22 protein-coding genes are annotated in these 24556 nt (G+C 44.5%); 10 read left to right on the top strand and 12 right to left on the bottom strand.

Features of this window, described 5'->3' with window-relative positions:
- Position 1 precedes the first annotated feature (1 nt).
- Both PMG25_RS14850 and PMG25_RS14845 read right to left on the bottom strand, forming a co-directional pair.
- On the bottom strand, positions 2-658 hold the full coding sequence (locus PMG25_RS14850; RefSeq protein WP_283767678.1) for a DUF928 domain-containing protein: 657 nt from the start codon (positions 656-658) through the stop codon (positions 2-4).
- Positions 659-707: 49 nt separating this feature from the next.
- Positions 708-3029 carry a CHASE2 domain-containing protein gene (locus tag PMG25_RS14845; protein WP_283767677.1) on the bottom strand — a complete coding sequence of 774 codons (2322 nt, stop codon included), beginning with the start codon at positions 3027-3029 and terminating at the stop codon, positions 708-710.
- A gap of 505 nt (positions 3030-3534) precedes the next feature.
- Between PMG25_RS14845 and PMG25_RS14840 the strand changes: the two genes are divergently transcribed.
- The gene (locus tag PMG25_RS14840) at positions 3535-4038 is read left to right on the top strand and encodes a hypothetical protein (protein WP_283767676.1); all 504 of its coding nucleotides are present in this window, start codon (positions 3535-3537) and stop codon (positions 4036-4038) included.
- 43 nt (positions 4039-4081) lie between these two features.
- On the opposite strand, the gene PMG25_RS14835 is transcribed toward PMG25_RS14840, so the two are convergent.
- Positions 4082-4531: a retropepsin-like aspartic protease family protein gene (locus PMG25_RS14835; protein WP_283767675.1), complete on the bottom strand. Its 450-nt coding sequence runs from the start codon at positions 4529-4531 to the stop codon at positions 4082-4084.
- A gap of 379 nt (positions 4532-4910) precedes the next feature.
- Between PMG25_RS14835 and rsgA the strand changes: the two genes are divergently transcribed.
- The 4 genes from rsgA (at position 4911) to PMG25_RS24690 (ending at position 6843) form a co-directional block, all read left to right on the top strand.
- Complete coding sequence (rsgA, locus tag PMG25_RS14830; protein WP_283767674.1) at positions 4911-5975, top strand: ribosome small subunit-dependent GTPase A; 1065 nt, start codon at positions 4911-4913, stop codon at positions 5973-5975.
- 138 nt (positions 5976-6113) lie between these two features.
- Positions 6114-6371: a hypothetical protein gene (locus PMG25_RS14825; protein WP_283767673.1), complete on the top strand. Its 258-nt coding sequence runs from the start codon at positions 6114-6116 to the stop codon at positions 6369-6371.
- Between the two features lie 109 nt (positions 6372-6480).
- Positions 6481-6690, top strand: a complete 210-nt coding sequence (locus PMG25_RS14820; protein WP_283767672.1) for a hypothetical protein — start codon at positions 6481-6483, stop codon at positions 6688-6690.
- A gap of 18 nt (positions 6691-6708) precedes the next feature.
- Entirely contained in the window at positions 6709-6843 is a 135-nt protein-coding gene (locus PMG25_RS24690) for an NACHT C-terminal alpha/beta 1 domain-containing protein (protein WP_430540970.1), read from the top strand.
- A 76-nt stretch (positions 6844-6919) separates the two neighbouring features.
- Here the strand turns inward: PMG25_RS24690 and PMG25_RS14815 are convergent, their stop codons facing one another.
- The 5 genes from PMG25_RS14815 to psbH all read right to left on the bottom strand — a co-directional run bounded on the left by PMG25_RS14815 (position 6920) and on the right by psbH (position 9424).
- On the bottom strand, positions 6920-7789 hold the full coding sequence (locus PMG25_RS14815; RefSeq protein WP_283767671.1) for an SDH family Clp fold serine proteinase: 870 nt from the start codon (positions 7787-7789) through the stop codon (positions 6920-6922).
- A 54-nt stretch (positions 7790-7843) separates the two neighbouring features.
- On the bottom strand, positions 7844-8107 hold the full coding sequence (locus tag PMG25_RS14810; RefSeq protein WP_283767670.1) for a DUF3146 family protein: 264 nt from the start codon (positions 8105-8107) through the stop codon (positions 7844-7846).
- Between the two features lie 12 nt (positions 8108-8119).
- Positions 8120-8779 carry an aminoacyl-tRNA hydrolase gene (gene pth / locus PMG25_RS14805; protein ID WP_283767669.1) on the bottom strand — a complete coding sequence of 220 codons (660 nt, stop codon included), beginning with the start codon at positions 8777-8779 and terminating at the stop codon, positions 8120-8122.
- A gap of 9 nt (positions 8780-8788) precedes the next feature.
- Complete coding sequence (locus PMG25_RS14800; protein WP_283767668.1) at positions 8789-9082, bottom strand: TatA/E family twin arginine-targeting protein translocase; 294 nt, start codon at positions 9080-9082, stop codon at positions 8789-8791.
- 138 nt (positions 9083-9220) lie between these two features.
- Positions 9221-9424 carry a photosystem II reaction center phosphoprotein PsbH gene (gene psbH, locus PMG25_RS14795; protein ID WP_283760581.1) on the bottom strand — a complete coding sequence of 68 codons (204 nt, stop codon included), beginning with the start codon at positions 9422-9424 and terminating at the stop codon, positions 9221-9223.
- A 156-nt stretch (positions 9425-9580) separates the two neighbouring features.
- Between psbH and psbN the strand changes: the two genes are divergently transcribed.
- A complete protein-coding gene (psbN, locus tag PMG25_RS14790; RefSeq protein ID WP_283760580.1) occupies positions 9581-9712 on the top strand; it encodes a photosystem II reaction center protein PsbN in 132 nt (43 codons plus the stop codon).
- A 72-nt stretch (positions 9713-9784) separates the two neighbouring features.
- Here the strand turns inward: psbN and PMG25_RS14785 are convergent, their stop codons facing one another.
- The 3 genes from PMG25_RS14785 to PMG25_RS14775 are packed head-to-tail and all read right to left on the bottom strand — an operon-like array spanning position 9785 to position 17526.
- On the bottom strand, positions 9785-12748 hold the full coding sequence (locus tag PMG25_RS14785) for an RNaseH domain-containing protein (RefSeq protein ID WP_283767667.1): 2964 nt from the start codon (positions 12746-12748) through the stop codon (positions 9785-9787).
- Positions 12749-12778: 30 nt separating this feature from the next.
- A complete protein-coding gene (locus PMG25_RS14780) occupies positions 12779-16360 on the bottom strand; it encodes a pPIWI_RE_Z domain-containing protein (protein ID WP_283767666.1) in 3582 nt (1193 codons plus the stop codon).
- Positions 16357-17526: a restriction endonuclease-related protein gene (locus tag PMG25_RS14775; RefSeq protein ID WP_283767665.1), complete on the bottom strand. Its 1170-nt coding sequence runs from the start codon at positions 17524-17526 to the stop codon at positions 16357-16359. The genes PMG25_RS14780 and PMG25_RS14775 overlap by 4 nt, the downstream gene beginning before the upstream one ends.
- A 189-nt stretch (positions 17527-17715) precedes the next feature.
- On the opposite strand from PMG25_RS14775, the gene PMG25_RS14770 reads away from it, so the two are divergent.
- Complete coding sequence (locus tag PMG25_RS14770) at positions 17716-18093, top strand: helix-turn-helix domain-containing protein (protein WP_283767664.1); 378 nt, start codon at positions 17716-17718, stop codon at positions 18091-18093.
- A gap of 3 nt (positions 18094-18096) precedes the next feature.
- Positions 18097-18645: an ImmA/IrrE family metallo-endopeptidase gene (locus tag PMG25_RS14765; protein ID WP_283767663.1), complete on the top strand. Its 549-nt coding sequence runs from the start codon at positions 18097-18099 to the stop codon at positions 18643-18645.
- 87 nt (positions 18646-18732) lie between these two features.
- On the opposite strand, the gene PMG25_RS14760 is transcribed toward PMG25_RS14765, so the two are convergent.
- A complete protein-coding gene (locus tag PMG25_RS14760) occupies positions 18733-20046 on the bottom strand; it encodes a flavin-containing monooxygenase (protein ID WP_283767662.1) in 1314 nt (437 codons plus the stop codon).
- Positions 20047-20139: 93 nt separating this feature from the next.
- Between PMG25_RS14760 and PMG25_RS14755 the strand changes: the two genes are divergently transcribed.
- On the top strand, positions 20140-23196 hold the full coding sequence (locus PMG25_RS14755; protein ID WP_283767661.1) for a GAF domain-containing protein: 3057 nt from the start codon (positions 20140-20142) through the stop codon (positions 23194-23196).
- A 52-nt stretch (positions 23197-23248) separates the two neighbouring features.
- Complete coding sequence (locus tag PMG25_RS14750) at positions 23249-24556, top strand: sensor histidine kinase (protein WP_283767660.1); 1308 nt, start codon at positions 23249-23251, stop codon at positions 24554-24556.

Below are 24556 nucleotides of genomic sequence, written 5' to 3'. Positions count from 1 at the left end.
CTTATTCTATTAATTGAACTGGGCCAATGATGGGTTTAGAACTAATATTTGGATAACGAGATTGTTGCAAAAGCTGATTCCACTGGTTCTTGATTACTTGATCTCCAGGGGTATTGAGAATACGATACCCTAAATTGGTTAAACTATCATACCAAATATCCGGTAGACCTGACTCAATGGACTGTTCAGTTTCTGGAGTTCTAGCAACTCGCTGAAGCCAACCATTAATATCTATGTCAGGAGAGTTTTGAGCCGGTGAGCAAAAGAGTTCGATATACCACCGATAATATTGATTATTTTCTAGAGGCTCGGATGCTTGTTCCGGAATGGTAATACTGACAATTCCAGGGGTATTGGGCAGAGTAAACTGAGTTCGATAAATTCGCTGCTTACCATCTCTCGTTAGCAGCGAAAATTCACCAAATTCAATGGTTTCTGATGAATAAGGAACATAAAACCAAACGGTAGGATGAGCTTGAATGGTTTGACGATTTTGATTGTTTTTGGGGATTAATGCGGTTAATGTTTCGGGTGTTTGGGGGCAAGAAGAATTACGAGGATCGAGTGGCCCTCCGGGTACTCCTTCATCGTCTGGAGGAGGATTAGATGTACTTAATATAGGATTAGGACTTGAGGCTAAAGAGACGGATTGGGTCACCAGGGATGAGCCAGAGTTCATGAGGAGTAGGACTAAGAAAAGGATTAGTTTAGGATTTAACATTTGATTTCTGTGGGTAAACAACAACCATATATTCAGTGATTAGCATGGATAATAGGGAAGGAATCAATGGCATCCATCCGCCCAGTATTAAGAGTTGTAGACACAGTTGATATAAGCCAAAGATTATAGCTATATTGATTAGGGTTAATATCCACAGCTTTCGAGGGCAAAAGCAGACAATCGCTCCGCCGATCAAAGACCAGGAAAAAATCCAGAGTGCATCTCCCCATTGAACCTCTTTCCATTGTGGTAAAACCCAGATTAAAGGGCGATCGTCTTGGATAGAATGAACAATTTGACTGACCATATGGGCATGAATCAAAACTCCTGCCATTTCACCGTAGGGAGTTGGATAATAATCTTTTCCAATTCCGGCAGTTACACTGATTAAGACGATTTTATTTTGGATGATACTCGGATCAAATTTTCCTTGGAGAACTTCAGTCAGAGTGATTTTTTTAGTAATGCCTTGATTGCCCCAAGGAGAACGATAGTTGATTAAAATTTGATTGCTTTGACCATCAAGGGTTTGATAGCCTCCAACTCGTTGGGATAGCCTTGGGTACTGAAGGGGTTCTAAAGAATCAAGTTCTAGAAATTTTAGGGCTAGTTGTGTACTAAAGCTCCATGAGGTAATACATTGAGCGTTTTTTGAGGATAACTGAGGATTGGATGAAAGTATCTGGCGACGAATCACGCCATCATGACTTTTCGTGCCATACAAATCACTGAATCCAATTTGTTGCTGAATTTTGTTTTGAGATAATCCTAGAGGCGGGGAGTAGATTTTGTCTGAACTATTATGGGAGCATAAGCTAATCAAGTTAGGGTGTTGGTTAAATAAGTTGATTAAAGATGGATAACCTTCATCCCTGGGTTGGCCGCGATGCATGTGTAGTCCAATGACTTTAGGATTATGGGGGATGATTTTGGTAAGGGTTTCGGCTAAGATACTGTCACTTAAAGGATAACCGTAATCATTGGTGTCAGAGTCTGTGGCTTCGATGACTAAAATGGATGAATCAATGATTTCTGGAGGGCGTTGTTCCATTAAGCGATCGAAGGCTTTTAGTTCCATGGACTCCAGGAGGCCAGAATATCGCACTCCCATGACTACAGTGGTTACTGCTAGAGAGATGCAGAGGGTGGTTGTTAAGGCTTTTTGCCAAGAGAAATGGGGAGGGGGAGATTGTCCTACTAACTCGTCCCAGGTGGGGGAGATGTAGTCAGGATGCTGCCAGATGACGGGTAACCAGGTGGCGCAGGGAATTTGATCTTCGAGTCCCTGGAGCTTTTCTCGTGCCTCCCGTACTGCGACTTCAAAGGAGTATCCTTGGGAAAAGTTGAGGAGGAATGATTTGAGGAATTTTTGGGCGACGAGATCGGGAACGTAGTCGCGCATGACGATCATTTGGGGAATGTGGGGATCGTCGAGTCTGCGGGCGAGTCCTAGTCCGTCACAGGAGTTGAAGATGGCGAGTTTTAGTCCTTGGGCGACGGCTTTTCGCAGACCATACCAGATGTCCTCAATGGCTAAATATTCGTTGGGATTGATGTAAATTTTGCCGGTGTCGCCGTCGGTTTCGCTGTGGCCGGCAAAGAAGAGGATATCCCAGGGTTGTTCCCATATTGAGTCGTTGATGTCTGCTCTTTTGGGTTCGATGAGAAAGGTGACTTCTGCATTGGGTAGGGAGTCGAGGATTTCCTGGTCTTTGTCGGTGTCGATGCCTTCTTTATGTCCTAGGATGGCTAAGATTCTGACTTTTCCGGGTGGGGTGGTGCTGAGGGGATCGGAGCGCCTAAAGTGGGGATGGCTGAAGGAGATTTCAGCATGGGTGTATCGGGATAGGAGTTGCCAACTGTGCCAAGGTAGTTTTGGCAAGTCATTACATTTGGTACGGACAATGAAGCGAATACGATCGCTATAATTAAGCCTCTCGCGGATCTGAGTGTCGATCGCCCGAAAATCCGGAGAACTGAGCCATTGATTGAGGCGATCGCACAGGCGATCGCCGGATTCTTTACACTCTTTGATCCGATTCAGAACTCCATCATATTTAATCGCTTTGGGTTTTAACCCCCGTGTATTAGGCAGTCCCAAAGGGCGATACTTGTCGATCCAATGACTTTCTAGCAATTGGGCTAGATCGGGTTCTGAGGGTAAGTATCCGGATATATCCAGATCGGGGCGCTTTCCGTCTTCCCCCATTTGTAATCTGACCCGAAAGCCCTCGGTGCTTAAACTGCCTTCAAGCTCCAAAACTACCAATTTACCCACGTCTGTCGCCTCCTGATTGCCTAATCTCACCTTTGCTCGTCCTCAATGGCAGGGAAATAGAGAGATAACCCCCCTATAGGGTTCTCAGATTTTAGGGGGCAATTTTATGCAAACTTTACAAAAATTTACAATTAAGGCAAGATTGTGGGGGGCGATCGCGGAGCGAAACGGAGTTTTATCGCGAAGCGAAACGGAGTTTTATCGCGAAGCGAAACGGAGTTTTATCGCGAAGTGAAACGGAGTTTCATCGCGGAGCGAAACGGAGTTTCATCGCGGAGCGAAACGGAGTTTCATCGCGCCAGGGATGGGTAGCATTATCGCCTTCTAGAGCCAACAAGGATGGATTGCAACTTGGTACAGCTAAAGTTAGAATCATTTGTGCATTCAGCTCTGGTGGGATTAGCTCTCTAGAGACCCTTGTCCACAAACCGGATACAGACCCATACAGAGGTTCCCCAAACCTCAGACCAGACCAATTCATCGCCCAGTCAACGTACACAACTTAACCTTATCAACCGATCTGTAGGAGGAAAACGTGACCGCAATTAGAGTGATTCCAGCGAGTGCTGCCGGTTCAACCATGGGGATTAATGTCATTATCCGGCTCTTGTTTGACTATCGCCCTCATTTAATCAAACTCTTTAGAATCAAGAGACAAGACCACTCCATCACTCGTTATACCTTCATTGTTGTTTTCCGGGAACCTGGCTCCATCGGGCAACTGGTTGCCTTTATCCACGAATGGGGAACTGCCAGTGGACAGGGAGAGGGAGAGGAGAATACGGCCGAAACCTATGGATTTTCGGAAATCATGACCACCATTAAGCAGCTTAAAATCCGACTGTTAACAGTAGATTGGCATACAGAAATTCATGAAGGTTGGAAGCAGAAACTGGAAGTGCGTCCCGATCCCACGGTTCTTAAATATCGGCTCTCTGACTGGGAAGGTTGGCTCTTAGAACAGATCGATACCCCTTGGTTCCCGATGCAGCATCTGCACGAGGACGATCTGGATCTGCGCTGGATGGAACATGAATAGATGGGGTAATGGGTAATGGGTAGTTACCCTATCCCCTATCCTATTAACGCGGTCGAAACTCGACCACATCTTGCTTGATTTGCACATCATAGTTGCCAAAGAAGTCATGGCCGAGTAAGCCGATCGCCATTCTAGGGGCGATCGCCACCGGAATATCCCTGACTACAGCACCATTGACAGCCATTGATTGGATATAACCCAAGGCAAACGTCACCTTAGACCCATCAGCCACCACACTGGTGACAGAATCTACGGGTTCCACTTCCAACACCTCCGCCATCTCCTGAGTAATCAGAGTCCCACTCGCGCCCGTATCCACAATCATCTCAAAGGAATACTGGTCATTAAACATCACCTCAATCACCGGAATTCCACCCAACCGGCGCTTAATCTGCGCTTGAAACACCCCTGGGTTCACTGGACGAGAACGGGGAGCCGAAGTCCCCTCACAGACTCCACTCAAAGGAATCGAGCGTCCAGAAGAATCCACCATAAAACATCCTTGCACTTCCTGGGCGATACTACTGGACCGGCAAGCTTAATTTTGTGGGCAACGCGATCGCTGTAATTTATTCCATTAGTAAATTGTAGCACATAGCTTACCCATGATTTTAAGCTTGCCGGTCCACTACTCTCTGCTCCACCCATGATTAAACCTATACCCAGGGCAACGGCTACCCTCAAACCCTTATCCCATAGTCGTTTATTCATAAACTTCTGGCGATTGATAAACCCTACTTTCTAGTTTACTGATAATTAAAAGCATAACCCCCCATAACAGCCAAACAACCTTCGCCCCCATCAACCTTTTAACCGGACATGATAGAATTCATAGTTAGGTACAGCATAAAAAATAAGATCTAACGTTCATCATGGACGATCTGAAAAGCCTGGGGTATGATGACTGGTTTAAGAGTCGAGTCGATGATCAAATGATTGCTGCTCACGACATTGCACGGGTAGTTTCTGTGCATAAAGACAGCTACACTGTCACCAAGGGAGGGAAAGAAATATTTGCTGAATTATCAGGAAATCTTCTTTACCGCACCGAGTCAGCATACGATCTTCCGACTACAGGTGACTGGGTATATGCCGATTTCTTCGATGATGATACCCATGCAATTATCTATGGTGTTTTCCCAAGAAAGACTCTACTACAGAGAAAAACGGCTGGAAAGGTGGTAGATTTTCAGTTAATAGCCGCCAATATTGATGTTGCCTTCATTATTCAATCTTTGAATGAAAATTTTAATCTACGAAGGCTAGAGCGCTATCTTGTTATGGTCAATGAAAGCGGAATTGAGCCGATTATTCTTCTGAGTAAATGCGATCTGATCTCCAAGGAAGAGATCGATGAAATCAAGAAAAAAATTCTGAGTATTGCTCCTCATACTTTGGTGATGCAGTTTAGCAACTTAAACCAGGAGAATCTTGTCTCAGTTATTGGCTTGTTAAAGCCAGAATTTTCATACTGCTTGCTAGGGTCTTCTGGTGTGGGTAAAACCACTTTACTGAACCACATCATCGGTCATGAAAAATATGAAACTCAACCCGTAAGTAAAATACAGAGCAAAGGCCGACACACGACAACAAGCCGTCAGCTAGTTTGCTTAGAAAATGGAGCGATGATCATAGATACTCCAGGAATGAGAGAGCTGGGTAGTCTGTCGATAGATGAAGGTCTGGATGAAACTTTCTCAGACATTGTTGAGCTTTCGCAAAGCTGCAAATTTTCTAATTGTTCTCATACTCATGAAAAAGGTTGTGGGATTCTTGCTGCGATAGAAGTTGGAGATTTGTCCGAACAACGCTATCAAAATTATCTGAAGATGAAAAAAGAATCGGAATTCAATCAAATGTCGTATCTTGAAAAACGAAAAAGAGATAAGCAGTTTGGCAAGATGGTCAAATCGATTATGCAAAAGAAGAAGAGGTAAGGCCCCGCAGGAGAAGGTGAGAAGAAGTCATTGCGAACGGAACGCAGTGAAGTGAAGCAATCTCGATCATCTCGCTAATCACCATCCCAATGATAATTCTACCTCAGCTAGAATAATGACAGCGTTCAGGGAATGATGATGGATGTCAGGTTCTCTCTCCTAAAATTAACCATTGGTGGCGGCTGTGTGGTTGGTAGCACCGTATTTCCCCTATTGCTTGCTGGGGAAGGGATTGCTTGGGGAACTGTGTTGGCAGCTACTTTAGCGAGTGTTGCAGCAGGGAATACAGCTAACGCGATCGATGCCTTAACGGAGGGAAAAGACGGCGATCGCTACCGCTTCATCCATCGCCTGGTGCAAGAACACTTCGCCAAATTGGAAATCCAGAAAGAGTAAAAACTGGGGAGTGAAACTCAACTGTCGGTGAAGCCGAAATTCATTGGTATGAAGCCCACGGCATTGGACGCAAAGAATTCAAGATTAAATACCTACTGGAGTAAAACCTATGGAATTTGTTGTTTGCATTAAAAACACAGACTATACAGCTTCCCTAGAAGTTCGCAAGATTTATCAAGTTTTACCGGACTCAAAAGCGAATAGCCATCAAATGCTGCGGATAATTGATGAATCAGGGGAAGATTACCTCTATCCTCACTCCTATTTTATGCCGATTGAACTATCCCCTCCTCTACAAAAAGTTCTGGAAATGTCTTAGGTTGCGTTAAATCCAAGCATCTGTGAAAAACTCACCGGAGTCATTGCCGTTGCCTTCCTCTCCGACGCACCCCTAGACGCGCCATTAAAAGGCTTTCCCCCGAATCAACCCAATCTGTTATCTGCCATTCAAACTTGGTTAGAGGAGATTTGAGAATTTAGTATCAATGAACAATGAACAATGAACAATGGGGATCGGTTGAGTTGCTAAGTTTCCCATGTGAGCCAAGCTACTTTTCTGTATTTTTGGGGATAGGTAATGTGGGGGTACGTTCGTAGGGCATGGGAATATACTGTACACTGGGCCGGCGATTGGTCGGTTGAGGATACAAATCCATTAATCCATAAATTTCTTTCGGTAAGCCTGTAACGATGGGTAACCCTAACGCTTTTGCTTCCTCTGGAGGAATGGGATAATCATGGGTAACTTTGCCCGTAGTTAACTCTTCAATAATTCGATCCATGTTTTCTGGAGCGATTTTTTGCTGGGGAATATCATCTTCTAATAACTCGCGCACAAACCGTTTAACTTGTTCAATGGCTTTACGGGATAAGTCGGCCATAATTAAGGTTTGATCGTCTATATCGCGCAGGGGTTTATCCTCAACGACTTTGAGAATACTGGCGGCGGGAAAATTACCCAATTGCGGATCGACGGGGCCTAAAACGGCGTTTTCATCCATGACAATTTCATCGGAAGCGAGGGCTAACATGGTTCCGCCACTCATGGCATAGTGGGGAATAAAAACGGTAACTTTGGCTTGATGACGAATGAGGGCGCGGGCGATTTGTTCGGTGGCTAATACTAAGCCTCCTGGGGTATGTAATATGAGGTCGATGGGAACATCGGGAGGGGTTAACCGAATGGCTCGCAGAATTTGTTCTGAGTCTTCGATACTGATATAGCGAGATAGGGGAACGCCGAGTAAATTGATGGATTCTTGGCGATGGATGAGGAGGATAACGCGACTGCCCCGTTTTTGTTCAAAGGCTTTTAGGGTTTGGATGCGTCGTTGAATGATTTTCCGTTGTTGCCAAGCGGGTTGTAGTGAGATGAAGAGGAGGATCAGGAGGATGATATCGAAGACGCTAAAAGACATAATCAATTAACAATTAATAATTAACAATTAATAATGAATGAGGGTAAGACGGGGTTAGAATTGGGCGCGGACGGTGAAGGTGTAATCACCGCCGGGTTCGAGTTGATAATCTCGTTGTTCTAAGAATCGCCCTAGGGGTTCTTGAATGAGGGCGCGTCCTAGGGAGGGTTTGACGAGGAGTTGTCCATGGCGAAAGAGCCATTGAAATTCCCATTGATATTCGTTGGCTAAGACTTCTCCTTCGAGTTTGCCTTGTTGCCAGGAGTGGCGCAATACGCGGACGTAAACGGTGGTTTCGGGTAGGCGCTGAGAACTCATATCAATTAAAAATCACGATCGCTGTTCCAATGCTGCAAAGAGTCGGTTGTTGTACAGGTTCATGGCTTGTTCTACTCCTTGTTTGAGGCTGGTTTCTACGGCATCGGTTGCCCCTGGAATCACGTCGTTAATGATTTTGGCTTCCGATGGGGAAAATTTGCCTAAAACGTGGGATACGGTGTCTTTGCTGCCGGTGTCTGGAGATTTGGAGGAGCCGATACCGACTCGCAGACGGGGGAAGTCTTGGGTTCCTAAGTGGGCGATCGCACTTTTCATGCCGTTATGACCTCCAGCCGAACCGGATAAGCGCAGCCGTATCCGTCCTACGGGTAGATCCATATCATCGTAGACAATTAGGACAGAATTCTGTGGCAGTTTATACCAATCGAGAACTGCACGAATGGATTGCCCGGAGCGGTTCATATAGGTGGAGGGTTTGAGCAGGCGCAGTTTCTGCCCGTTAGCAAAGGGCGCTTCCGCGAACCATCCATGAAATTTTTTGTGGGCACTCCCGGAGGCATTCCAGCGCCGGGCGAGTTCATCGACAATATCAAAGCCGATGTTATGGCGAGTGCCATCATATTTACTGCCAGGGTTGCCTAAACCGACAATGAGTTGGGGAATGACGAGAGCGGGTTGCTCTTTGGGATTGGGCGATCGCTCGCTATTCATGGATCTGGGTTAGCTGGTAGGTGTCGAATTATTACTTACTGTTGTACTGTCTTGGGGTTCGTCTTCGGAGGTGTGACTGACTTCAACCTTCGATTCTAAGCTAGGTTGCTCTTTTACTGAGGCTTCGAGTTGAGAGGCTTCCCGCTTAAATTCCTGTTCAAATTCTTTCGAGGCTTGCTGGAAACTACGGATAGTTTTGGCGATCGCCTTACCCATCTCCGGTAATTTCTTCGGCCCAAAGATCAACAGAGCCACAATCATGATCACAGCCATTTCCGGTAAACCAATGCCAAAAATATTCATGTTCTTCTGTTCTCCTAAATTAACCGTACTCTAGAGGGGATCAACTTAAAAAAACCCGGTTTATGGACTAAACCGAGTTTTCAGGAATCAGTAAACGTTCTCAGTAAACGTGGGTAACTGTAATATGATTGCCGTATCCTACCGACCGAGAGTCGTCCAGTCTACGTCTAATCCTTCCAGCAGGAGGGAGGAGTTGTAGATTTGGAGAATAATCAGCAGGAAGACTAAGAACAGTAGCATAAACACTCCCATTAATGGGGTGGTTCCCCAGCCGGGGGCTACCTTACCATATTCCGAGTTCAGGGGTCTGAGGATGTCTCCTAAACGGGTACGTTGTGCCATGGGTCTCCTATATTCCGTTTCAATTTTCTGATTTTACACTGGTCTGGGTCTGGCAGAACTGCGAATCCGGAAGGAATCGCGATCGCCGCGATCGCCACCAAATGTAAATTTTTGTAATACTATATTTAAGGATAGTATATCTTAGTTCAGAAACCTATGGAAACTGCAACGGTTCTTAATATCGGCATTGTGGCGATCGTCCTGGCCCTAACAGGTGTTTCGTTATATACATCGTTTGGCCCGCCCTCGGAAGTCCTTGACGATCCCTTTGAAGATCATGAAGATTAGGAAGATCGAGCAATTCTAATTAAAGTTAAGACAACTGTAGGGGCTTTCCCGCCGGAAAGCCCCTGTGTTGCATTAAAATTTTTCCGTAACTCCAAGGATACACAGTCGATCTTGAATTAATTGTTCCCCTAAGTGCATGGGATAAGGTAAGACAATATTACCCATTGTCCATGCAGGAGAGAAGCGTAAATAATGGGGAACTCGACAAAGTACCTTGCGCTCCTCATTACCTTGAAAATCTGGATAAACAAAGAACGGCAGCATTTCAATTGCTTGTGAATGTTTAAAAGGAATTCCACCCGCGTCTGCAATTTTGTAAGGATCTTCACGACCTTTAGTACGCTGATCTCCTTTAATCGTGCTTGGAAGTCTTCCAATCGAGAAGTAATGAAAAACTTCGTTATGCGATCGCTCGACAAAGCCAGAAAGCTCGTATAAATCACGCGAGAGGCGATCGCCATCTTTCTGCCAGGTTTCTCGATTGGTAATATATTGAGGAGTTTCATCCCCAGTCCGAAGTCGAATAACCCCAAGAAGATGACTCAGTTCAGAATCGTCTCGTTCGTATACTTCCCCCAGTTCCAGTCTATCTAAGGCTTCAGATAATCGATCGTTTTTCAATTGTCCCCACGCACCTTGGTTGCGCCAGTTTTCTGCTTCTACAATGGCAATCGTTGGGCGATCTAACTTCTGAGTTAACGTATCTTCAACAAATTTCACCAGAGTCTTAGAGTTTAGACTAACGGGACGGTCTTTTTGCATCTTCCCATTGTTAAAATACGATCTTGCCTCAGCAAATATCTGTCCTAATTGATATCCAGCTTCAGCATAAGGTATCCAGTCTTTTGCTTCCGGGAGTAATACATCCACTTCTCCAGATGCTCGCAGACGAACGGCTAGTGCGTATGTAACGCCAATTTGTTTTTTAATTAAAGCAAAAGCAACCACATCTAATTCTCGTGCCTGTTGTTCTGGAATCCCGATTTCTTGATAAATTGTATTCGGGGGATCGTATAATACACCGAGTTGACGGATAATTAGGTCTTGCACAGCATTGTGAGTGCGACCTTTATCGGCTGGTCTTAAGGTTCGTTCTTTAGTCTCCTCATCTGTTTTCCATTGTACACCGCGTATCATTTGAGAGAGGATTCCTTCGCGATCGCACGCTTCCCGAATGCTTCCTTTAATTCCTTGGTCTGGATGAAACTTTTCCCACAAAGTGGGTTCTTCCAATCGCTCAATGATAGCTACACAAAAAGAATCTTGTCTAATCTCCTCTTCAGTTTTGATTTTTTTCAAGAAATTTCGCCAAGCCTCTCGTTTTTCACGATGTGCTTTCTTAATTGCCTTATTCCATTGATCTTCAAAGCCTTTCTGTCGAGATGAGGGAGATTTATATCGCATTTCAGGTTTAAGGTCTCCAACCTCTAAGTGTTGACCAAGTTGAAGATCGAGAATAGGTGTTTTAATAATGGTAAGATTTTCAGGAAAAGAATCTTCCTCATTCAACAAAAATGTTTCTCGCAATTGTTTGTAAATCGCATCACAAGTATCTTGTTCTTGATAAATAATCAAAATGGTTAGAGATTTTCCTCGTAATGCTCTTTTTACAGCTTCCGCAGGAATATATTGCTGTTCTCGCTTCTTTTGACGAGTTTCGCGATCGCGCACTTCATAGCGTTGCTCGTCTGTCAATCCTTGTGTTTTAGCCTTTTGTGCGCTCATTAAGGGAGGACTTTCAGAAAGATTCTCAAATGTCCATAAAGCAAGAGGAAGAGGCTTTAGAGGAAATATCTGTAGATCGGGTTCAAGCGCACGATCGGGTTGCAAAACACCTTGCAGCAGATTGCAACAAGTGCGATCGATAATTTCACTCTGTTCGGCTAAACCAAAACCTGTTTGTACTTTATGCGTACTGCGACCATATTTATATCCTTCTGTATGAATAACATAATACTCATCATCCAAATTATTAGTCTTCCAAAAATTTTGAGGATTTGCGTAAATTTCAACAGGAGAAACCAGAGAACGCGCTCCAAACTCTTCAAGTAACTGAGGAAGTTTATCTAACCAATCTCCTTTTTTTACATTAGCTTTAGCTTTCAAGCTAACTAAAGTTGAATCAATTTCCCATCCATCCATCCTTTGCCGATTCATTCCCAATAAAATCGTAATATCGTTCCATCTTTGATTGCGCGTTAATTTTTTCTCTGCATAGCGCTGACAATGTAGAAAAGCATAAATCCAAGGTTGATCGCGTCCCGCTTGTGTCTGAACTTGGAACTCAAGTTTATAGGAAAAGAAGCCTTCTTCTGCTGATTCCTTAAAACCGCTCTTTCGCATAAAAGATATGGGGAGAGGCTGGCTCACTACGCAAAGTCGATTCGAGCTATTTTGTGCCTTACGCCAATATACTTCTCTATCGGCGATTGTGGAGGTTTGACCGTGTAGTAAAGTTGACAATAAACTGGGAACTGCATTAAAAGCTAAACCTTTCTCTGCATAAAGATCGTTAAGAAAAGTTTTTGGGCTAATATTATACCATTGGGTTTGAGGCTTATCCTGTAAAGCTGTTAACAACTCCTCCCAAATTATTTTTCCTTGTCCTGTAATGATTTCTTTGAGCCACGGTTGTCGTCCCCAAATTTGAATCCAAATTAGAATAAGTTCAGTAATTTGCTCCTCAGTAGGATGTGTTAAAGAAGAACTGATTATTTCTCCTTTAGAATTGCGTTCGATTTTGCCAATTGCCAACATCCTGCGGATTTGTTCGTTCTTTACGCCATATTTTTCAAATCCATGTACGACGGTTGGAGAACAGGCAACGATAGCATTATTGAGCAATCGATAAGGTGGATATTGCCACCACTCTAATCTTTTTTTATTTAATAAACCTTTAAGTTGTTGTGTGAAACGATCGATCGCATCCTGAAAAGGGAAATCAAAAACAGCAATCTCTAGATCGTCAAATGGGTTTTCATTTAAACTCATGCGAGCGGGTAAAACTACCGGTAAAGAATTGGATCGTGTAGGCATTTTTTCTGTCTCCTAAATCTCAAAAATGAGTTACCAATTTAACTCCATATTTTCCAATGCATCAATTAATGGTTTATACAGTGCAGAACCGACTGTATTTTCGTCGCAAGCATAGTCGTCTAAACAAAGAATCATGGCAACGAGCAAACTGGTTTTCTCCGTGTCTGGTTTTTCGGAATCTGGATTGGCGTTCTCAGGGGCCCATGCAGAATCCACAAAATAAGCATGAAAAGGTACACCTCCTCTAAGTAATCGTCCGACGGCTTGAATGATGTATCCGGCTGTTGTTGCGGCTAAATCTCGGCGAGGACGAGCGCGTAATTTTTCATCATCGCGCAATGTACTATAGTAAGACCTTTGCTCGACCGATCGCCAATACTCAGCAGCGAGTTTTCGCACTTCTCGCGCCCTTTGCAATATCCCGTCACCTTGCAGCCAGGCGATAAAATCGGGATCGTTTGCCCAGTCTAACGCACGGCGGTTGACTTCTTGGGCGATCGCCTGCGTATCATGAGGATGGGGATAAGGACGAGTGAGAAAATACACTGCACCAAAAGCCGCTTTTCCTCGATCGTTGAGAATATTAAACCCCCGTCCTATGGCGTGCATGGGAGCAACGAGAATTTTTCCTTCAGTTTGAGCAAAGGTTTCGATATTGGCTCGCGCTAACCCATCCGCCTCATCCCTTTCCTTAAAATAAGAACCCAGTTCGCTATCATCGGTAACACCACCGCGTCGCAGATGAAAAATTTTACTGCTCTGACTTGACCATTTTTGGCGAATTTGATCGGCGACCCATTTTGACTGATCGTAGGAGTTGACTAAAATAAGCAAGCGATCGCGATCCCTCCATTTTTCATCGTTTTCTCCAAGGTCTTTTAATTCCTCAATCTCTCGACTCAATAATCCCGTTCCTCGATTGCCAACCAGTTTTGTAGCAAGTTCCTTAAACGCACTCATTTTTTTATGTTCTGCCACTCCAGAAATACGGATCGGTTTACCATCAAGATCGTACTGAGGGATAAATGCAAAACGACTTTCTGCGATCGCATTGCGTGCTGTTTCCTCTGGCATCAATACTCCTTGAGGATCGCCAACGTGAAACTTTGTTGAATCTGGCAAATAGGACGTTCCAGAAAGTGCTAAAACATTAGGGCCGCGCAGACCGTCAAGATCGGTTAGCAAGCGATGGGAATTTAACACATAACAGCGACCGATATTGGTGTAGGAAAATATCGATAAGTTGTTGTTATCGTCCTCATTTCCTCGTGAATAGTATGTCCCAAATTGCCTTCCTGTAGGAGGTAAGGGAAGAATATTCAACATTGCACTTGGCATCCTCCGGTGAGGTTGTTCTCCTTCGATGGAGTTTGGACGACTGTACCATTCATAAAAAACAATATGAGTATGCCGATCCAACAACGCCGCAGTTAGGGCAAATTGCAACCGACGTGCTAAAGTTTCTAGGGTGTCCGCGCGATCGCCATCCTCATTATTTTTGCGTTTGCGTCCTCTCTTTTTGGGTTGTTGAGCGTTACGTGCATCGATCGCATTTTGCAAACGTGCTAATTTTTGTTCGATATCAGGGAAAAATTCCAGAATCCATGCTTGACAATTAGCCAAAATATCGTCATCAAAAGCACTCTCACCCGCACTATTGATTTCTTGTAGGAGTGAAGCCAGTCGAAACGCTGAATATTCAACTCGATTGTCAGATTGCCGAAGCCTTTGTGGTCGTAAAGGATCTGTTTCATTAATAAAGAGGCGATCGAAAATGGATACGGTTTCTGCGGTTAATTGCTCATTTTCTTTACAAGACTCTTCAGGAGTATCGTCAGGATCGAACTCTTCTAACCCAGAAAGGCGACGAGATAGCTTGTAAAACAAGGCATTGGGTGTAAAATAACTCTTCTTGACCCATTGTCGCAGAATTTCATTTTCTGACAATAACGTTAACGTTACGGTGATAGCTTGTTGCGCTGCTCGTTGCGCTCCCACCCATCGTTGCGTTATTTGTTGATTGGGAGTTCGATCCTGTATCATGTGGCGTTCTGTAGCCAAGCCAACGGTATCAAAAACCCCATCTTTTCCATTGGTTAGTAATACCTCTTCGGCATAAACATCATCAAACCACTTCACAATTGTATCGGCTTCATCGAAAATCACGATATCGGATTGTTCGTAAACCAATTCACCAACTCTAATGGGTCGAGATTCAAGCTGACGCGGCATTCTTCCCATTGCCATTGCACCGGGAGTGGTAATCCAGATTTGTGCTGTGGGTAAATCTCGATAGAGTTGATGAGAAGGACAAATATGAAACAAAGGACAGAGATAAGAATAACTGCGAGCATTTCGTTGGGATTGGGATGGAACTTGTTTGAGAGAGTGACAGGGTTCTTCTCCAGGAATAATAGGTTTATTACTCAATTTTTGAGCCAGATCCTTATCTGGAATTAAAGCTTGCAATGGACATTCAACGCGCAACCAACGTTCTCCCCAGTGAGTTTGTCCGCGTTCTTGATGTTCTAAATAATCGCGAGAGCCGTGAAATTCTCGCAGGTGGCGATCGCGCCGACTGTGACCCAATAACGGCACAGCAACGGGATTATCCGATTCTGGATCGCTGCGAAACCACCAGTTAATCAAATTGGCTAATTTGAGCGCAGATTGTACGTCACCTACGACCAAAGTCATACGGCGATCGCTCTCTTGTCTGATGAGATAAGCCGCAAGCAGAAGGGATAAGGTCGATTTTCCCGAAGCAACCATCCCAGCAATATGGGTGAAACCATCAAGTTCTAAGTTGGGTGCATCATCGGCACTCAATTGATCGCCTACGACTGGGTGAAAGTGAATTTTTCGATAACGCTTGAGCCAGTTTCCTTTCTGCTCGTTTTGCCAATTATACTGAGTGGCTAGACGATCTTCGTGATCGTCAAGAAATTGGGCAATTTTCTCCAATTCGATAAGATTCAGAGAGAAAGGAGTACGATTCTGAGCGCGATCGAACCAGTCACCGCGAAACTGCGATCGGATCTCTAAATGTTCGTTCTCAAATTTTACTTGTACATTAACAATTTCATCGAAAGTACGAGCATCAAACTGATAGGATTGATCGGGTTCTTCACCTGGTTCTATGTTTATTTGCTGGATCTCTCGAAAACACAATGTTTCACCCAACCAGGTTCTGTATAAATGCTGATGATTTTTATGTCGAATTCGTTTGCAAGCATCGATAATGATTTCATCGAAATTCCCTGGGTTTTCTACAGTATAATTTCGCTCGTGTTCGGGAATGTCTCGAAAGTAAACTCGCAAGGCATTTTCCCAAGCCGAACGACTGGATAAGGGAATAATTTGACGAGCATTGGCGATCGCTCTTCGTTGCTCTGGAGTCAAGTTTTGTAAGGTAGGATAGCGCAAAGGCATCCCGCTTAAAATTACCCAAACTGCCGTCACGGGTTCGCCATCAAGTTTTAGGTATTCCATCAAGGCAAAACCGAGTTCGACGTTAAGTAATATGGCTGCATTCTGGTTCAATCTTTCTCTGAGTGCTGACAGACGCTCTTGATAGGATTGAGGTGGAGCGAATAAACTACTATGTCTCATTTCTTTTTCTCCTGGGCTAAAGATTGAATTTTTTGCTCGATACGTTCCTCAAAGCTGGGAATACTCAGAAGATGGGTTGCTTGAGATAAATTTGTGGCGCTACTGCGAACAATTTGGATATAATTTTCTCGCCATTTGAAGCGACGATTGGGAAAAACATAGAATGCTTCTGTATAACGTAAATCTTCAGTAATTCCCGGAATGTTTTTCAGTTTTTGACCCAATCGATGAGGATTGCGATAGTCTTTGACATCCACAGCCCAAACCGAATTATCGCTAAAACGAAGTTGCATATCGTAGCTATCGAGTCCCGGCCACAAACGAGTATCAACAAGTTGTTCTGGATATCTTTCTTGCAATTTTTCCAGCGATCGCCAAAGATCCATTTCCGGTATTCCGGGTAAACAAACCCGGCTGTGAATTCCAGACTTGAGACGACGCAATTCCTGTTCCCAAGGGACTTCTCGAACGTAATCGAGTTCCTGACGATGATCTCGGCAGGCTTCGGGTTTAATCCCTTGTAATCGTCCATGTTTCTCAACTAAAGGCCCACAGCGATCGCAATTCCAGTACGTGCGTCCTCGATCGCAATCCTCGTACAGATCCCCTACTTCTTTGTTAGTAATATAGTGGGTTCTTGTAAATTCTTCCCGTAATTTACTGGTTGTGGTGTAAGGGCGATCGATGAGGAAAGAACGCAATTTAATGTATTCGTCTTGGGCGCGATCGCTGTCTCCACTGAGATATTCTTCGTTTAATCGCAGAAATAAATCCCGAAACTGTTTATTTTCGACAATAATTTGGATATTTACCGCATTCGGAATTTTATCTACATCCAACTCTCCCTCAAACAGTGCATCAAGATAATCAAAGGTTTCTTCGCTTGGTTTTCCATCATACAATAAGCCTGAGCTGCGATCGAACTCTTCAGGGATCTCCAACCCATTCGGCCACCAATTTTCAACCGGTTGCTCGAATAGTTTGAAAAGACCTGTTTGAGTGCGTGGATAGGTTCCGTAGGGCATCTTTAGAGCTAATTCATTGCAGGCAAGATGAAATATATCTGGATAAGGATATTTGGACTTCTCTCTACCATGTTTTTGCTCTTCTTGGCAAAATTCATGCAAACCGATGACCAGATAACTAAAGGTTTCAAATTTCGGCATAGTTCCCCCTCTAACTGGTAAATTACGGGAGTCAATATCGCGCGAACCGTTCTGTTGTGTTCGACATGAGATACAATTGGTTTATTAATCATACAGTAGCGCACTTTCTCTGATCGTGTCAAGCAAGAGACACTTTTTTCTTATGAGCAACACTGGCGCAGTCAATCTGTCAAGGAAGAGGAAACGGTTATGGGTAGCTCTCTGAACATGAGTCGGTTAGCAACGCTCGTGCGGACTAAGCGCGGTAATAAAGGACTGCGAGAAACGGCTCGCCAAATTGGGAAGGTGAGTCCTTCGACTCTCTCTCGCGTCGAGAACGGCAAAATGCCTGATATGGAGACCTTTTTGTTATTGTGCGATTGGCTGCAAGTGCCGCCAGCCGAACTGATCGAGAATAGTGAAGAACCACAAGTCTCTACGGATATGGATGCATCCGAGGCGATCGCCATCCAACTTCGAGCCGATAAAAACCTCGATCCAGCAACAGCCAATGCTTTAGCAGCTTTGGTTAAAGCAGCTTATCGAGATCTGGCACAGAGTAATCAATCAGAACAGGAGCCTGAATAAAGCATGTCGAGCTTAGAAAGTTTATCGCCTGAATTTCGGCAACGATGTGAGGCGATCGCCACCGAACAGCGTAGTTTATTGGATTTGCGGGCCTTCGAGCCACTTCCTGCACGAAATTTAGCCGCCAAATTAGGCGCAACGTTATGGACTCCAGAAACCGTTCCCAATGCCGATCCCGAACAGGTTAGACATCTGCTATCTCAAGGTCAATGGTCGGCTGCTATTATCTGCATCGATCCATTATGTATTGTTCACAATTCTCAACATTCACCTCCTAGACAAGAATCCGATTTGATGCACGAATGCGCTCATATTCTACTCAAACATCCGATGGTTTGTTTCAATCCTGAAACGGGTTTGCCCCAACGAGAACAAAAATTTGAAGAAGAAGCCACGTATTTAGGCAGTTGTTTGCAAATTCCCCGTCGTGGCTTGCTGTGGGCAACCCAGAAAAAGATGAATGTAGCTGAAATTGGAGAGCATTTTGGGGCAAGTCAAGAAATGGTGAGCTATCGGAGCAACTTAACTGGAGTTGCGATCGCACCATTGTAGTGCTTCAAGTTTGTAATTGTCGCGGCAATCGCCAGAAGCATCACAATACTTAATCCGCAGAGCAATCATCATCAGTTCGTTATTCTCCTAAACAACCACTTTTCCGAGTAAAATTTTATTCTCAAATTCAGGATACTGGGCATCTAAATAATAGGCAAACTTGCGAATTAAGGGAAAAGCAGTTTTGGCTAAAGTTAACTGTCTAAACACAGCTTGAGGATCGGATAAATGGGTTGTGGGTAAGTCTTGCCCCAGCTTTTTGAACACTAAGCCGATGGGGATTTTAATTTCTTCTTGTAGGCGCAAACAGTTGACTAAAAATTGGCCGTAAGCGCCAATAATTGAACCAACACCGCCTCGCGCTTGCCCCCAGCCAATATAGTAAATGCCTTTATAATCGTCTAAAACAGTGCCCGCATAACATTGAACAGTTGCCCCTTTAATCCGTTGCAGTTCATCGGATAAAAAGGGATAGGCAAGATGATAGCCGGTTGCACAGACGATCAAATCTACATCAGCAGAACTACCATCGACAAACTCTACGGTAGAATTCTGTAAGCGATCAATACCGGGCTTGGGTGTTATTTTCCCTTGTTTAATATAATAGGGAACTTCATTATTAATGGTAGGATGTTTGGTAAATAGGCGATGGTTGGGTTTCGGTAAGCCATAGCGTTTATGGGGGCCAAAGGTAAAGTTAATAATGGTGTGAGCCATGGCTCGCTGTAACCATTCCGGCATCCACCATTGAACGAGATTAACAACCGGAATTCCGGCAAAGGTTTTGGGGATAAACCAAACGGACTCGCGCAAGCTCAAAAAGGACTTTTCGGCCACTCGTGCGGCTTCGGCGGCAATATCACAACCGGAGTTCCCCCCGCCAATGACAAGGACTCGTTTACCGCGCAGTTGGTCGGGATGTTTATAATCTTTAGAATGGATAATATCTCCGTTGAATTTTCCCTGAAATTCTGGAAAGCGCTTGCACCAGTGATGACCATTGCAGAGTAATATTCCTTTGTAAATTCGCTCTTCTCCGTTGGCAAAAATGACGCGCCAGAGATTATTTTTAGTGGGATGAACGGCGGTGACGGTGCGGTTGAGTTCGATATTTTTTCGTAATTGAAAATGCTCGGCAAAATTACGCAGATAGGCTAACATTTGGGCGGCACTGGGGAAGTCGGGATAGTCATCGGGCATGGGAAACTGGGGAAATTGGGTGACTTTTCGAGAAGAAATAATATGGGCAGTTTCATAAACGCCGTGATACCAATTGCCGCCAATATCATCGCTGGCATCGACTTGATCGTAGGGAATTTGGGCAGATTTCAGGGCTTGGGCGATCCCCAGACCAATAAAACCGGCCCCAAGGATTAAGTATTTCTCACAGGTGTGGGACATAGCAATTAGGCTCTATTCTCTAGTAAGAATAGACGGTTTTTGGATAAAATACATCAATTAGGCGGTTTCTCTGTTTCTTCGCTCCCAATAATAATGTCTATCTGGAATTTTTTACAAAATGTTTTCTCTCCGAGCCAATACATGCCCCATGGCTCGTGTTATTTGTGGCAAACTCCGTTAATTTGGCTGCATGTAGTGAGCGATGGGTTGATTGCGATCGCCTATTTTTCCATTCCCGCCCTCCTCATTTACTTCGTCCGCCAACGCCGTATGCCCTTCATGGGCGTATTTTACCTGTTTGGAGCCTTTATCGTTTGCTGCGGCATCGGCCATTTACTTGAAATTTGGACGCTCTGGCATCCCGCCTATTGGCTCTCTGGTATCGAAGACGCAATTACCGCCCTAGTCTCCTGTTGGACAGCCGCTCACATGGTGGTTCTGCTGCCCCAGTTCCTGTCCCTGAAAACCCCAGAAGAACTCGAAGCCGTCAATCGAGAATTGCAACAAGAAATTCAAGAGCGCCAGCGCACCGAAGACATTTTAAGCAGTATTGTCACCGGAACCGCCGCCGCTACCGGGGAGCAATTTTTCCCCGCCTTAGTTGAGCATTTAGCCACTGCCCTCAATGTCCATTATGTGGGGATTGGCCAAAAAATCGAGCAAAATTTGCAAACCTTAGCCCTGTGGATGGACGGGCAACTGCAAAATAACATCGAGTATCCCCTCGCTGCCACTCCCTGCCAAGTCGTAATCGAGCAGGGTAAACCCTGTTGGTATGGCGATAATCTCCAAGCCCTCTTTCCAGAAGACTCCCTCCTCCCACCCATGAACGCCGTCAGTTACCTAGGCGTACCCCTGATTGATGAACAAGAAAAGGCGATCGGTAACCTCTGCATTGTCGATTCCAAACCCCTACCCAAAGACGATCGCACCGAAGGCCTCCTGCAAGTCTTCGCCTCCCGTGCTGTGGCTGAACTGCAACGCCAAGAAGCCACCCAAGCCCTCACCCAAGCCAAAGCCGAACTCGAACAGCGCGTTGCCGAACGTACCGCCGACTTAGAACAAGCCAATACCGCCCTGCAACAGATTGCCGAACGGCAGAATACCATCAGCCACATTCTGGAGCAAATGCGCCGCACCCTTGATGTACAGGCGATTTTCCAGGCTACCACCCAAGAACTGCGTTTAGCTCTTGGGTGCGATCGCCTCCTCGTCTATCGCTTCAACCCCGACTGGAGCGGCGAAATCGTCGCCGAATCCGTCACCCCAGGTTGGACTCCCCTACTCTCCTCCGACTGGCAAACCCTACCCGAACTCCATCAAACCACCCATAGCCAAAACTGCCGACTTAGCACCCCCGAACCCTTCATCGAAGACACCTACCTCCAAGAAACCCAAGGCGGAAAATTCTACGAAACCATAGCCTGTAGTTGCGTCCCCGACATCCAAACCGCAGGCTTCAGCCAATGCTACTTAGAACTATTGCAGAAAATGCAAGCCCGCGCCTATCTCATCGTCCCCATCTTTGCCCAAAATAAACTCTGGGGATTACTCGCCGCCTACCAAAACTCTGCCCCCCGACTCTGGCAAACCCCAGAACTAACCATCTTCTCCAAAATCAGCAATCAACTCGGTATTGCCGTCCAACAAGCCGAACTCTTCGAGCAAACCCAACAGCAAGCCCAGGAACTCACCCAAGCCAAAGAAGCTGCTGAAGCAGCGAATCGGGCCAAAAGTGAATTTCTCGCCAACATGAGCCACGAGTTACGCACCCCCCTCAATGCCATTTTAGGCTTTACTCAACTCATGAGTGCCAATCCCTCCCTGCCTCAGAAATACCATCAATATATCGAGATCATTAATCGCTCAGGAGAACATCTCCTCGCCCTGATTAACGACATCTTAGAAATGTCCAAAATTGAAGCCGGGCGCACCGTATTCCGAGAAAATGATTTCAACTTACATCGGTTGCTCAACAGCCTAAAGGAGATGTTAGCCCTCAAAGCCTCTTCCAAATCTTTAGACTTACAATTTGACATTGCTGCCGACATTCCCCAAACTATTCGCACAGACGAGAGTAAACTGCGGCAAGTCTTAATTAACTTATTGGGCAATGGGATTAAATTCACCCAAACTGGTTCAGTTACCTTACGAGTTCAGTCCATCACCCACCCAGAAACTCTCCGTTTGTGCTTTGAAGTCGAAGACACCGGGCCAGGCATTGCCCTAGAAGAACAACATAAATTATTTCAAGCCTTCGAGCAAACTCAAACCGGACTAGCCTCAGAAGAAGGAACCGGTCTCGGATTACCCATCAGTCAGCAATTTGTCAACTTGATGGGAGGTGAAATTACCGTAGAGAGTTGTTCCGGTCAAGGGGCAAAATTTAGCTTTATCATTCCCGTCACTCCCGTCAGTTCTGAATCCATATCCAAGGAAGAAAAACCCGGACGTATTGTCGGATTAGAACCCGATCAACCCACCTATCATATTTTAATTGTGGAAGACAATGCGGCTAATCACTTGTTATTATCCGATCTCCTAGAGCAGGTGGGTTTTACTGTCCAAGTTGCCACGAACGGTAGAGAAGGCGTTGAACTCTGGGAATCTTGGCATCCTCACTTGATTTTTATGGATTTACAAATGCCGCAAATGGATGGTTATGAAGCACTGAGAGAAATTCAACAGAAACAACAAAAAAATCCTCAACTCGATACCATTCCCATTATTGCCATCAGTGCTAGTGCATTTGAGGAAACTCTCCAGAATGTAAGGGATGCGGGATTTAGTGATTTTGTCCGCAAACCCTTCCAAAAAGAGGATATATTCGACATCCTTCATCAATATTTAGGAGTGAGGTATCTCTATGAGCAACAGGAAGAGCAACAGGAAAGTCAAGCCAGCGATCCATCTCCTGAAAAGCTCGATGAGGACTCTAGCTCAGAAGCAGAAGCTAATAAGGTTGCCCTCTCCCAAATGTCGCCAGAGTGGATTGAACAGATCTATAATGCAGCCTGTCAAGGGAGTGACAAAACTATTCTTGACTTAATCGATGAAATTCCTGCCGAACAAGCCATGCTCGCTTCAGAGCTGACAACTATGGCAATTGATTTCCGATTCGATCTGATCTTGCAATTAATTGAGCCATAGCTTCTCTAATTTCCTTTAAAAATGAACACCGTCAAAATCGTAAATACTAACCATGATTTTATCCACACTTGAACCCAATGAAATTGACATTTTAATTGTTGATGATACACCGGTTAATCTCCGCTTACTCTCGGATATGCTAGAAGAGCGCCATTACAATGTGCGTAAAGCGTTGAATGGCAACATGGCATTACTAGCAACGGACAGAAAACTTCCCCATCTGATTTTACTCGATGTTAACATGCCAGATATGAATGGCTATCAGGTCTGCCAGCAGTTAAAAAAATCTGAAACAACTCGCCATATTCCTGTGATTTTTATTAGTGCTTTAGATGAAGCGAGGGATAAAATCAAAGCGTTTCAAGCTGGAGGTGTTGATTATGTCACAAAACCGTTTGCTGTGGAAGAAGTGTTAGCCCGGATTAATCATCAATTAGAGTTACAACGACTGAATACCGATCTGCGCGATCGCAATCAGGAGCTAGAAGACGCTTTGACTCAATTAAAACTCACTCAAGCCCAACTCATCCAAAAGGAAAAAATGTCGAGTTTGGCTGAGTTGGTTTCTGGAGTTGCTCATCAAATTAATAATCCGGTCAGCTTCATTTATAGTAATTTAGAACCAGCCAATGAGTACATCAATAGCTTGTTAAACATTATTGCGTTTTATCAAGAACACTATCCAGACGCTCTCCAAGATGCTGAAAATCCCTTACAGGAATTGGATTTTGATTTTTTGGAATCTGATTTAAGAGATTTAATGCAATCTATGTATCATGGAGCGGATCGGATTCGTTCGATTGTCTTAACTTTGCAAAAGTTTTCTCATTTAGATGAAGCTGAGATAAAATGGTTGGGAATTAATCAAGAACTTGAAAGTACCTTAACTTTAATTCAATACGATCTAGAGTCTCGCAATATTCAACCGATTAAATGGGTAAAAAGTTATGGTGACATCCCTGATATTATGGGTTGTCCTAGGGATTTGAATCAGGTTTTTCTGAATTTATTCAATAATGCAATCGAGGCTCTAGAGGATGCCAAAGAATCGGTCGATCCTACGGTTTGGATTGAAACTAAACTGGTAGATGAAGATCGTGTACAAATTTTGATTAAGAATAATGGAGTGGGGGTTTCTGAGGAGATCCGATCGCAGATATTCGATCCGTTTTTTACGACTAAACTAGACCGTAATTCTCAAGGTTTAGGGTTGTCGATTAGCCATCAAATTATTGTTGAGCAACATGGAGGATGTTTAATCTGTGAATCTTTACCGGGAGCGCAAACGGCTTTTATCATTGAATTGCCGATTCAGGGTGAAATGGAACAGTCTAGCCCTAAGAATGATAAAGAAGTCTAA

This window comes from Roseofilum capinflatum BLCC-M114 (genome assembly GCF_030068505.1).
GTDB lineage: Bacteria > Cyanobacteriota > Cyanobacteriia > Cyanobacteriales > Desertifilaceae > Roseofilum > Roseofilum capinflatum.
The sequence above is the reverse complement of the archived record's forward strand: the minus strand, read 5'-3'. Positions and strand labels throughout refer to the sequence as shown.